This is a genomic window from Hydrogenophaga sp. 70-12 (genome assembly GCF_001897365.1).
Lineage (GTDB): Bacteria > Pseudomonadota > Gammaproteobacteria > Burkholderiales > Burkholderiaceae_C > Hydrogenophaga > Hydrogenophaga borbori.
In genome coordinates, this window is record NZ_MKSS01000209.1 from 1 (window position 1) to 11,375 (window position 11,375).

An 11,375-nucleotide genomic window follows, 5' to 3' on the forward strand; every position below is an offset into this window, starting at 1 on the left:
CGATCTCGTCGAACGGGTTCATCGACATCTTCACGTTGGCAATGTCGACGCCGCTGCCATCGCTTTTCACGCGGACCTTGACGTTGTAGTCGACCACGCGCTTGACGGGGACGAGAACCTTCATGCTGAGCTGCTCCTGTGGTTTGGGGTTCGGGGTGCAATTGACGTGCACGTCAATTGGGCATTGTAGGTGGGCGCTGGGAGCGACCAAAGCGATGGCCAGAAAATCGAACGACCGTGCTTTTTTCGAATTATATCGATCGCCACGCGGGTGCCACGATGCCCGCGACGCACGGCGGGATGTCGTTGGGGCGTCATTTCGCCGACCGCTTGGTCGGCGAACTCGGGTAAGTCTGGAGGGCGTCGCGCAATGCGTTCACCTATAGTGAATTTGCGCCCTTTACTTATGTTGAGTAACGATGGCGCGCCCCTTCACCCCGTCGTTGGAGCACCCCGCATGAAGCTGATTCCCCTCCTGGCCACCGCCGCCCTGCTGAGCGCCGGCGCGGCCTCGGCGCAGACCGTGTTCACCGCCTCATCGTGGGTCCCCCCCACGCACACGTTGAGCATGGCGCAGAAATCGTGGTGCGATCTGCTGGAGAAGGAAAGCGCGGGTCGCATGAAGTGCAACATCCTGCCCAAGTCCGTGGCGGCGGCGCCCGGCACCTTCGACGCCGTGCGCGACGGCCTGGCCGACATTTCCTACACGGTGGACGGCTACACGCCGGGGCGCTTCGTCTTCACGCAGCTGGCCGAGTTCCCCTTCCTGGGCGACAGCGCGCTGGCCACCTCGGTGGCCTACCAGCACCTCTACGCCAAGCACTTCGCGCCGCTGGGCGAGCACCGCGGCGTGAAGGTGCTGGCCGTGTTCACGCACGGGCCCGGCATCATCTTCAACAGCAAGCAGCCAGTGAAGACACTGGACGACGCCACCAAGCTCAAGTTCCGCATCGGCGGTGGCAACATCAACGAGCTGTCCAAGCTCATGGGCTTCAACACCACGCTCAAGCCCGCGCCCGACTCCTTCGAGCTGCTGTCCACCGGCGTCATGGACGGCACCTTCTTCCCCGACGAGTCGATCGCCTCGTTCAAGCTGAACATGATCAAGCACGCCACCACCTTCCCTGGTGGCCTCTACAACACCAGCTTCGTGTTCATGATGAACCCGGCCAAGTACAACGCCCTGTCCGCGCAGGACAAGGCCGTGGTCGACAAGATCTCGGGCGAGGTCGCCACGCGCATCTTCGGCGAAGGCTGGGACAAGGTCGACGCCGCCAGCCGCGAGCTGCAGAAGGCCCAAGGCGTGGCGCGCATCCAGGCCGACGACTCCTTCATCAAGGCCGTCGCCGCCAAGCAGGCCGAGCTGGAGGACAAATGGGCCGCCGCCGCCGCGGCCAAGGGCCTGAAGGACCCCAAGGCCGTGCTGGCCGAGTTCCGCGCCGAGATCAAGAAGGTCAAGTAAGGCATCGAGCCGCCACCCACCCCGCACGGCGGGCAGTCGCCAACCCGGCTGCCCGCCGTTGCTTTTGAACGCTCCCCCGACATGCTCACCGTCCTGGATCGCGCGCTGCGCTGGTCGACCGGCCTCATGGCCGCGATGGCCTTGTTCTCCATCATGCTGCTCACGCTCGTCGACGTGACGGGCCGCAAGTTCTTCAGCCACTCGGTGCCCGGCGGGCTCGAGGTCACCGAGATCCTGATGGTGATCGTGATCTTCGGCGCGCTGCCCTTGGTCTCCTGGCGCGGCGAGCACGTGGTCTTCGACTCGCTGGACGCCTTCATTCCCAGTGGCCTGCGGCGCATCCAGCAGCGCGTGGTGCACCTGTTCTGCGCCATTGCCTTCGCCTGGATGGCGCGCCTGATGCTGCTGCGCGCCGACCGCTTTCTCGACTACGGCGACATCACGGTCCACCTGCAGCTGCCCATGGCGCCGGTGGCCTGGATGATGGCGCTCTTCCTGTTCGTGACCGCTCTGGTGCACCTGGTCTTCGTCTTCTTCCGTCCTCCCGAGCCCGCTTTCCACGGCGCGGCCCAGCCGGGAGACGCCGCATGACCGCCGCGCTGCTGGGTTTTCTGGGCGTCTTCGCCATGGCCTTCCTGCGCGTGCCGCTGGCCGTGTCCATGGCCACCGCGGGCTTTGTGGGCATGGGTGTGCTGCGGGGCTGGCAGCCGGCCCTGGCCAGCACCAGCCAGGTGATCTTCGAAACCGGTTTCGCCTATGTGCTGTCGGTCATCCCGCTGTTCGTGCTGATGGGCAATTTCGTCGCCCGCGCCGGCATGGCGCGCGAGTTGTTCAACGCGGCCAATGCCTTCGTGGGCCACCGCCCGGGCGGCCTGGCCATGGCCAGCATCATTGCCTCGGGCGGTTTTGGCTCCATCTGCGGCTCGTCGATCGCCACCGCGGCCACCATGACCCGCGTGGCCTTTCCGGAGATGAAGGCGCACGGCTACAAGGAGACCCTGGCCACCGGCGCCATTGCCTCGGGCGGCACGCTGGGCATCCTGATCCCGCCGTCCACCATCCTGGTGATCTACGGGATCATCACCGAGACCGACATCGGCAAGCTGTTCATCGCCGGCATCCTGCCCGGCATCGTCGCCATCACCTGCCTGTGCCTGGCCGTGGTGTTCGTCACCTGGCGCGACCCCCAGGCCGGCCCGCCCGCCGAGCGCTTCACCTGGCGCCAGCGCCTGGCCGCCATCCGCGGCATCTGGGGGGTGGCGCTGCTGTTCGCGCTGGTGATCGGCGGCATCTACGGCGGCGTGTTCACCGCCACCGAAGGCGCGGGCATGGGCGCGGCGGGCGCATTTTTCTTCGCGCTGGCGCGCCGCACGCTCACGCCGCGGCTGCTGCTGGAGGTGCTGATCGAAAGCTCGCGCACCACGGCCATGCTGTTCACCATCCTGATCGCCGCGATGATCTTCACCAATTTCATCAACTTCACGTCCATGCCGGCCGATCTGCGCGACTTCGTGCTGCAGTTCAGCCCCGAGCCGATCATGGTGGTGGTGGTGATGATGGTGATCTACCTGGCTCTGGGCATGGTGATGGAGGAACTGGCGATCGTGCTGCTCACGATCCCGGTGTTTTTCCCCGTGGTCACCGGCTTGGGCTTTGACCCCATCTGGTTCGGCATCCTCATCGTGACCATCGTGGAGATCGGCATGATCTCGCCGCCCGTGGGCCTGAACCTGTTCGTCATCAACTCGCTGCTGCCTGGGGTCAAGCTGACCACCATCTACCGCGGCGTGTGGCCCTTCGTGACGGCCGATGTGGTGCGGCTGGGCATTCTCATCGCCTTCCCGGTGATCTCGCTCTGGCTGCCCGGTTTCATGAACCGCTAGCGGCCACCGCGCCGTCTCCCTCGCGCAGCACGTGCACCACGCGCTGCGGGAAGGGGATCTCGATGCCGTTGGCGCGCAGCGAGGAGAGGATGGCCATGTTGATCGCCGAGCGCAGCGCGAGCTGCCCGTTCTCGGGATCGCCGATCCAGTAGCCGAGCGTGAACTCCAGGCCGTCGGCGCCGAAGTTGGACAGGGCCACCGAGGGCCCGGGGTTCTTGAGCACGCGGGCCTGCGCGGTGGCGGCCTCCAGCAGCAGGCGCGACACCAGGTCGACGTCGCTGTCGTAACCCACCGACACCACGGTCGACTGCCAGACATTGGGATCGGCCAGCGACAGGTTCTCCACGCGGTTGGTGATGAGCATCTCGTTGGGCACGATGGACTCGCGCCCGCTGAGGTTGCGGATCAGCGTGTAGCGCGCGTTGATGTCGGTGATGCGGCCCTCGAAGTTGTCCACGCGCACGTTGTCGCCGATGCGCATGCTGCGCTCGGCCAGGATCACGAAGCCGCTGACGTAGTTGGACGCGAGCTTTTGCAGGCCCAGGCCGATGCCCACGCCCACGGCGCCGCCCAGCACCGAGAGGGCGGTCAGGTCGATGCCCACCGCCGAGAGCGCGACGATGAGGCCCACGAACAGGAGCAGGGCCCGCGTGGCGTTGCTCACCGCCTGGCGCAGCGAACGGTCCCGGCCCACGACGTTGCGCAGCAGCCGGGCCTCGATGGCCGACGAGATCCACAGCGTGATGATCAGCACCGCCGACGCGGTGACGATGCCTTCGATGAGGGTGCGCAGGCTCAGCGTGGTGGCGCCCACCTTCCAGCGGATGTCCTCGGCCTCGGCCAGCATCACCGGCAGCAGCCCGCTGACCCACAGCACCATGCCCAGCCAGGCGGCCCAGGAGATGGTGCGCTCCAGCACCTTCACCCAGGGGCTGTCGTCGAAGGCCGCCTGCAGCACCTTCACCCCCAGGCGGATCACCGCCAGCGACACCAGCACGGGGATGGCGACGTGAAAGACCGCCAGCGGCACGAAGTTCATCAACAGCCCGCGCGCCACGAAGCCCAGCACCAGCAGCACGATGGGAAACAGCGCGCCATCGACGATGCGCCGGCCGAACAGCACCGACTGGGGTTCGTTCTGCATGGACAGGGCGCGGCGCAGGCCGGCCACCAGGGACCAGGCCAGCAGGGCCACGGCCGCCAGCGCGGCCAGTTCGGCCAGCGCCGCCGGCTGCAGAAAGCTGTTGAGCCAGGCGGACAGGTCGTCCACCGGCCGCAGCGAAGCGGAGGAAGGATTCATCGTCAAAACAGGTGACAGGAAAAAAACGGCATCAGCTCAGACGCCCGCAAGCGCGCGCAGGTGCGCTTCCACGCTGCGCGCCAGCGCGTCCAGCGCGTAGCCGCCCTCCAGGCAACTCACGACGCGGCCCTGGGCGTGGCGATCGGCCACCGCCTGGATGCGCTCGCTCAGCCAGGCGTAGTCCTGCTCGACCAGGCCCAGCTGGCCCATGTCGTCCTCGCGGTGCGCGTCGAAACCCGCGCTCACGAACAGCATCTGCGGGCGGTGGTCGTCCAGGCGCGGGATCCAGCAGGTCTCGACCAGCTCGCGGATGTCCATGCCGCGCGTATAGGCCGGCACGGGCAGGTTGACCATGTTCTTCGCCGTGGAGTGCGTCCACGCCGGGTAGAACGGGTGCTGGTAGAAGCTGCACATGAGGATGCGCTCATCGCCCTCGATGATGTCCTCGGTGCCATTGCCGTGGTGCACGTCGAAGTCGATGATGGCCACGCGTTTCAGGCCGTGGCGCTCCAGCGCGTACTTGGCGGCCACCGCCACGTTGTTGACGAAGCAAAAGCCCATGGCCTGGCGGCGCGTGGCGTGGTGGCCCGGCGGTCGCACCGCGCAGAAGGCGTTGCGCAGCTCGCCGGCCAGCACGGCGTCGGTGGCGTCGATGGCCGCGCCCGCGGCCATGAGGATCGCCTCCCAGCTGTGCACGTTCATCGAGGTGTCGGGGTCGACCTGCGCGCGCTGTGGCCCGCCGGCGGCGATGTCTTCCTTGAGGGTGTCGGCCAGGCCACGCAGCGCGGCCAGGTGCAGGCGGTCGTGCGCGAGCTCCAGGTCGGCCAGGGCGGCGGGCGTGGCCTCGCGGCGCTCGAGCGCGGCGTCCAGGCCGGTCAACAGCAACCGGTCCTCGATCGCATCGAGCCGTTCGGGGCATTCGGGGTGGCCGGCGCCCATGTCGTGCTGCCAGCATGCCCGGTGCGTGAAATAACCAGTGGCGTGGGCCATCTCTGAACTGCGGTGAGAATCGCGGCCAATATGCAAGCCCAGATGCAACAAGACTCCAAGATCCAGCGCCTGCTGAGCCAGCTTAACACGGTGATCGTGGGCAAACCGCAGCAGGTCAGCGACTGCGTGGCCTGCCTGCTCGCGGGCGGCCACCTGCTGATCGAGGACGTGCCCGGCGTGGGCAAGACCACCCTGGCCCATGCCCTGGCGCGCTGCTTTGGGCTGCAGTTCGCGCGCGTGCAGTTCACCGCCGACCTCATGCCCACCGACCTGATCGGCGTCTCCATCTACGAGCGCGGGCGCGAGGCCTTCGTCTTCCACCCGGGCCCGGTGTTCGCCCAGGTGCTGCTGGCCGACGAGATCAACCGCGCCAGCCCCAAGACCCAAAGCGCGCTGCTGGAGGCCATGGAAGAGAAGCAGGTGACGGTGGAGGGCGAGACGCGCGCCCTGCCCCAGCCCTTCTTCGTCATCGCCACGCAGAACCCGCACGACCAGCTGGGCACCTACGCCCTGCCCGAATCGCAGCTCGACCGCTTCCACATGCGCCTGTCGCTGGGCTACCCCGACCGCGCCGCCGAGCGCGAGCTGCTGCGCGGCCAGGACCGGCGCGAGCTGATCGATTCGATGCCACCGGCCCTGGACGCCGACGAGCTCGCCCGCCTACAGCGCGCCGTGGCCGAGGTGCACACCGCCGAACCGGTGCTCGACTACCTGCAGGACCTGGTCAACGCCACGCGCAGCGGCCGCTGGTTCCTGCAGGGCCTGTCGCCGCGCGCCGCGCTGGCCGTGGTGCGCGCGGCCAAGGCCCAGGCCTTCCTGCAAGGCCGCGACTACGTGGCGCCCGACGACATCGCCGCCATCCTGCCGCAGACCACGGCGCACCGGCTGATCCCCGTGCGCGACGCCGGGCGCGGTCCGCTGGAGCAGGTGCGCGCGATGCTGGACGCCGTCCCCCTGCCGTAATGAGCCCCCCCAGAAGCGCCTTCGGCGCCTCCCCCCAGGGGGCGGCGCCAGCGGCCCGGCAACGCCGGTTCCGCGGCGCCCTGGGTGCAATACCCGCGGGGCTGAACCTCAGGGCGCGCGCGCGGGCCTGGTTCCACAACCGGCTCAGGCGCAGCGACACGCTCACGCTCACCCAGCGCAACGTCTACATCCTGCCCACGCGCGCCGGCTGGATGCTGGCCCTCACCCTGCTCCTGCTGCTGGTGGCCAGCATCAACTACCAGCTCAACCTGGGCTACCTGCTGACCTTCCTGCTGGCCGGCAGCGCCCTGGTGGGCATGCACGTGTGCCACAACAACCTGCGGGGTCTCACGCTGCACCTGCACCCGCCCGAGCCGGTGCACGCGCACCAGGCGGTGGTGCTGGAGGTGCGTCTGTCCAGCGAGCGGCGGCGCGCGCGCCACGGCATCGGCCTCGGCGTGCTCCCCGAGGACGGCGGCGCGCCGGCCCTGGCCTGGGCCGACGTGCCCGCCCAAGGCAGCGCCGAGCTGCAGCTGGCCTGGCAACCGCCCGCGCGCGGCCTGCACAAGCTGCCGGCACTCAGCGCCATGACCCTGTTCCCGCTCGGCACCTTTCGCGTGTGGACGGTGTGGCGCCCGGCCGCCCAGGCCCTGGTCTACCCCACGCCGGAAGAGCACCCACCGCCACTGCCGCCCGGCGAACCGCTGTCGGGCGGTGCCGGCAGCGCGCGCGTGCAGGCCACGGGCGAATACGACGGCGTGCGCGCCTACCGGCGCGGCGACCCGATGAAGGCCGTGGTCTGGAAGAAAGCCGCCCAGGCCTTCGCGAGCGGGCGCGACGAGCTGGTCAGCCGCGACGCCCTGTCCAGCCAGCGCCAGCGGCTCTGGCTGGACCTGAACCAGTGCGGCGGCACGGGGCTGGAAGGACGCGTGTCGCGCCTGACCGCCTGGGTGCTGATGGCCGACCGGCTCGAACTCGACTATGGCCTGCGCCTGCCGGGCCGCGAGATCGCCCCCGACCAAGGCCCGGTGCACCGCAACCAGTGCCTGGAGGCGCTCGCGCTGTGCTGAACGCGCTTCGACCGTCCCGCGCCGCCGGTGCGCCACCCTCGCTGCCCCGCGAGACGCGCGACACCCTGTTCGTGCTCGCGGTCATCGCCTGGGTGGTGGCCCTGCAGGCCGCGCACATTCCCTGGTGGACCACGGCGCTCACCGCCGGCGTGCTGGCCTGGCGCGCCCGGCTGGCGCTGCGCGCCGCCCCCCTGCCCGGCTGGCCCTGGCGCCTGGGGCTGTTGCTGCTCACGCTGGGCACCACCTTCGCCAGCCATGGCACGCTGCTTGGCCAGGAGGCCGGCGTCACGCTGGTGGTGGTGCTGCTGGCGCTCAAGACCCTGGAACTGCGCGCGCGTCGCGACGCCTTCGTGGTGTTCTTCCTCGCCTTCTTCACCCTGCTCACGCACTTCTTCTACTCGCAGTCGCTGCTCACGGCGGCCGGCATCCTGGTCGCGCTGCTGGGCCTGCTCACGGCCCTGGTGAACGCGCACATGCCCGTGGGCCAGCCGCCGCTGTCGCAGGCCGCGCGCTACGCCGCCGGCATGGCGCTGATGGGCGCGCCCATCATGCTGGTGCTGTTCCTGCTGTTCCCGCGCCTGGCGCCCTTGTGGGGCACGCCGAACACCGACCCGAGCGGGCGCAGCGGCCTGTCGGACGAGATGCGTGTGGGCGAGATCGCCCAGCTCGCGCTGGACGACAGCATCGCGCTGCGCGTGCGCTTCGACGACCCGCGCCCACCGCCGGCCGGCCTGCTGTACTTCCGCGGCCCGGTGTTCGGCAGCTTCGACGGCCGGCAGTGGCGCCCGCTCGAATCGGGTTTCCCGCGCGAGCAGCGCCTCACGGCCCAGCTGCGCCCGCGCGGCGAGCCCGTGGGCTACGAGGTCACGCTGGAGCCCAACCGGCGCCCCTGGGTCTTCGTGCTGGAAGCCGCCACCGCCGCGCCCGAACTGCCCGGCGGCAACCGCGTGCGCATGAGCGAAGCGCTGCAATGGACCGCCCAGCGCCCCATCAACAGCCTGGTGCGTTACCGGGCGCAAAGCCACCTGGACTTCGGCCACGGCCCGCTGCAGGCACAGATCGGCCTGCAGGACTACCTGCAACTGCCGCCCGGCTTCAACCCGCGCACCCTGCAGCTGGCGCAGGAGATGCGCCGACAGCACGGCCCCGGCCCCGCCGCCGCGCCGGCGCTGGTGAACGCCGCGCTCGAACGCCTGCGCACCGGCGGCTACCGCTACACGCTGGAGCCCGGCGTTTACGGCCGGCACACCGCCGACGAGTTCTGGTTCGACCGCAAGGCGGGCTTCTGCGAGCACATCGCCAGCGGCTTCGCCGTGCTCATGCGCGCCATGGACATCCCGGCGCGCGTGGTCACGGGCTACCAGGGCGGGGAAACCAACACCGTCGACGGCTACTGGACCGTGCGCCAGCGCGACGCCCACGCCTGGACGGAGGTCTGGCTGCAGGGCCAGGGCTGGGTGCGCGTGGACCCCACGGGCGCGGTCTTCCCTGGCCGCATCGGCTCCATGCAGCGCCTGCAGGCGCCCGCCGCCGGTTTCGCGGGGGCCTTCGCCGGCGCGCTCGGCAACCTCAACCCCACGCTCACGGCGCAGCTGCGCGCCACCTGGGAGGCCGTCAACAATGCCTGGAACCAGTGGGTGCTGGACTACACGCAGGGCAGCCAGCTCGAGCTGCTGCGCGCGCTGGGTTTCGCCTCGCCGAGCTGGCAGGACCTGGCCACCGTGCTGCTGGGCGTGGTGGTCGGCGTGAGCCTGCTGGGCGCGCTCTGGGCCCTGTGGGAACGCCAGCGGCACGATCCCTGGCTGCGCCTGCTGCGGCGCGCGCGCCAGCGGCTGGAGCGCCTGGGCGTGGCCTCGGACGAGCGCACGCCCCCGCGCGAACTGGCTCAACGCATGAAAGCGCAGTTGGGCGATGGCCCGGCCGTTCAAGGTCTGGCCGACTGGCTGTTGCGCCTCGAAGCCCAACGCTACGGGCGCGACAGCGGCAGCACCCTCGCCCAGCTGAGGCGGGAATTCCGCCGGCTGGCCTGGCCGGTCCGCCGCCGCGCGTGATCCAATCGCGGGCAATGCAACGCCGATCGATCGCCCTGGCCGCCCTGGCCACCCTCTCGCTGTCCACCCTGCCGCTGCCGGTCGCCCTGGCCCAGGCCACCCCCCTCGCCAAGCAGCGCCCCACGAGCCGCCCGTCCGCGCGAGCGCCCTTCTTCTACCGCGACCACCCGGCCGCCATGGCCTTCGCCGAAGACCTGGCCGCGCGCCGCCAGCTCGACCCGGCCTGGGTGCTGGCGCAGATCGGCCAGGCGCAGCGGCTGGAGGCCGCCATCCGCGGCGTCACGCCGCCGCCGCGCGGCGTGCCCAAGAACTGGGCCGCCTACCGCGCGCGCTTCATCGAGCCCACGCGCATCGCCGCCGGGCAAGCCTTCTGGCAGGACAACCGCGAGGCCCTGGCGCGCGCCGAGGCCGAGTTCGGCGTACCGGCCTCGCTCATCGTCGGCGTCATCGGCGTGGAGACGCTCTACGGCCGCCACACCGGCACCCACAAGGTCATCGACGCGATCACCACGCTCGCCTTCGACTTCCCCGCCAGCCACCCACGCGCCGCCGCGCGCAGCGCCTTCTTCCGCGACGAGCTGGAGCAATTGCTGAGCCTGTGCCAGCGCAACGGCAGCGACCCGCAAGGCCTGCTGGGCAGCTTCGCCGGCGCCATGGGCCTGCCGCAGTTCATGCCGAGCAGCTGGGCGCGCTACGCCATCGACTTCGACGGCAACGGCAAGGTCGACCTGTTCGACAGCCCGGCCGACGTGATCGGCTCGGTGGCGAACTACTTCAAGGCCTTCGGCTGGACACCCGGCATGCCCACGCACTACCCGGTGCGCTTCGACCCGGCCACGCTGGACCTGGAGACCCTGCTCGCGCCCGACATCCTGCCCAGCTTCACGGTGGAGGCCTTCCAGGCCAAGGGCGCCGTGCTCGAGGGCGCGGCGCTGCAGCACCCTGGCCCGCTGGCGCTGGTCGAGCTGCAGAACGCGGGCGCGCCGTCCAGCTACGTGGCCGGCACGCAGAACTTCTACGTGGTGACCCGCTACAACTGGAGCAGCTACTACGCGCTGGCGGTGATCGAGCTGGGCGAGGCGGTGAAGGCGGCGCTGCCCGAGCGCTGAGCGGCTGGGGCGGCCGAGCCATCGGCCATTCGATGGGGGCGGTTCCCCGCTGGTCGGCGCCAGCACCGCCATGCGGCCGAGGCCGGCGCAGACCACGGAACCCTCACGACAGAGCGGGGCACGGATCGGGCAAGACCGGCTTCGAGGCCCCCACATGATCCGCAGCAAAGCAGTCCAACCCCGGCATCACACAGTCGCCCCGTCACCCGGCCCCAAGCGCACCTCCCGCGAGAAGCCCACCAAGGCAGGCCTTCAGCTTCTTCCACCTCAAGCCCCCCGCTTGAAGCGCCAGAGGTCCTTGCTGGAGAAAATTCAGCACCGATGGGCCAAGCTGATGGCCCCCGCTGCCGCGCGCACCCAGCGGACACAAGAGAAGGCCAGCCAGAAAACCCATGAAGCCACGCGACTGTTGCTGGCCCACCTGCTTGTCGATCTGCCGTCATGGGTGTGCCCGAACTGCGGCTGGACGAACACGGCTGCGCGCGACTGCGGGTCGACGACCGCATCGACGTCAACTTCGAGGCCAGCGGCAGCAGCCACTTGCTGC

At 69.9% G+C, this 11,375-nt stretch carries 9 protein-coding genes and 1 pseudogene; 7 read left to right on the plus strand and 3 right to left on the minus strand.

Annotation, left to right across the window (positions count from 1 at the left end; translation table 11 throughout):
• Nucleotides 1-124 (minus strand): annotated as a pseudogene (locus BGO22_RS12545) (electron transfer flavoprotein subunit beta/FixA family protein); the annotation flags it as partial.
• Nucleotides 125-457: 333 nt separating this feature from the next.
• Here BGO22_RS12545 and BGO22_RS12550 point away from each other — a divergent pair.
• The 3 genes from BGO22_RS12550 to BGO22_RS12560 all read left to right on the plus strand — a co-directional run bounded on the left by BGO22_RS12550 (nucleotide 458) and on the right by BGO22_RS12560 (nucleotide 3,345).
• Nucleotides 458-1,462: a TRAP transporter substrate-binding protein gene (locus BGO22_RS12550; RefSeq protein WP_070398761.1), complete on the plus strand. Its 1,005-nt coding sequence runs from the start codon at nucleotides 458-460 to the stop codon at nucleotides 1,460-1,462.
• A gap of 81 nt (nucleotides 1,463-1,543) precedes the next feature.
• The gene (locus BGO22_RS12555; protein ID WP_070398762.1) at nucleotides 1,544-2,053 is read left to right on the plus strand and encodes a TRAP transporter small permease; all 510 of its coding nucleotides are present in this window, start codon (nucleotides 1,544-1,546) and stop codon (nucleotides 2,051-2,053) included.
• On the plus strand, nucleotides 2,050-3,345 hold the full coding sequence (locus tag BGO22_RS12560) for a TRAP transporter large permease (RefSeq protein WP_070398763.1): 1,296 nt from the start codon (nucleotides 2,050-2,052) through the stop codon (nucleotides 3,343-3,345). The genes BGO22_RS12555 and BGO22_RS12560 overlap by 4 nt, the downstream gene beginning before the upstream one ends.
• On the opposite strand, the gene BGO22_RS12565 is transcribed toward BGO22_RS12560, so the two are convergent.
• The gene (locus BGO22_RS12565) at nucleotides 3,332-4,645 is read right to left on the minus strand and encodes a mechanosensitive ion channel family protein (RefSeq protein WP_070398764.1); all 1,314 of its coding nucleotides are present in this window, start codon (nucleotides 4,643-4,645) and stop codon (nucleotides 3,332-3,334) included. The genes BGO22_RS12560 and BGO22_RS12565 overlap by 14 nt on opposite strands.
• A 36-nt stretch (nucleotides 4,646-4,681) precedes the next feature.
• Nucleotides 4,682-5,635 carry a histone deacetylase family protein gene (locus tag BGO22_RS12570; RefSeq protein WP_070398765.1) on the minus strand — a complete coding sequence of 318 codons (954 nt, stop codon included), beginning with the start codon at nucleotides 5,633-5,635 and terminating at the stop codon, nucleotides 4,682-4,684.
• Nucleotides 5,636-5,677: 42 nt separating this feature from the next.
• Here BGO22_RS12570 and BGO22_RS12575 point away from each other — a divergent pair, with 42 nt between their 5' ends.
• Genes BGO22_RS12575 through mltB form a run of 4 tightly spaced genes read left to right on the plus strand, consistent with a single transcriptional unit; the run spans nucleotide 5,678 to nucleotide 10,828 of the window.
• A complete protein-coding gene (locus BGO22_RS12575) occupies nucleotides 5,678-6,598 on the plus strand; it encodes an AAA family ATPase (RefSeq protein ID WP_070398766.1) in 921 nt (306 codons plus the stop codon).
• On the plus strand, nucleotides 6,598-7,668 hold the full coding sequence (locus tag BGO22_RS12580; RefSeq protein ID WP_083293127.1) for a DUF58 domain-containing protein: 1,071 nt from the start codon (nucleotides 6,598-6,600) through the stop codon (nucleotides 7,666-7,668). Before BGO22_RS12575 ends, BGO22_RS12580 begins: the two co-directional genes overlap by 1 nt.
• On the plus strand, nucleotides 7,662-9,719 hold the full coding sequence (locus BGO22_RS12585; RefSeq protein WP_070398767.1) for a transglutaminase TgpA family protein: 2,058 nt from the start codon (nucleotides 7,662-7,664) through the stop codon (nucleotides 9,717-9,719). The genes BGO22_RS12580 and BGO22_RS12585 overlap by 7 nt, the downstream gene beginning before the upstream one ends.
• 14 nt (nucleotides 9,720-9,733) lie before the next feature.
• A complete protein-coding gene (gene mltB / locus BGO22_RS12590; protein WP_070398768.1) occupies nucleotides 9,734-10,828 on the plus strand; it encodes a lytic murein transglycosylase B in 1,095 nt (364 codons plus the stop codon).
• Nucleotides 10,829-11,375 lie beyond the last annotated feature (547 nt).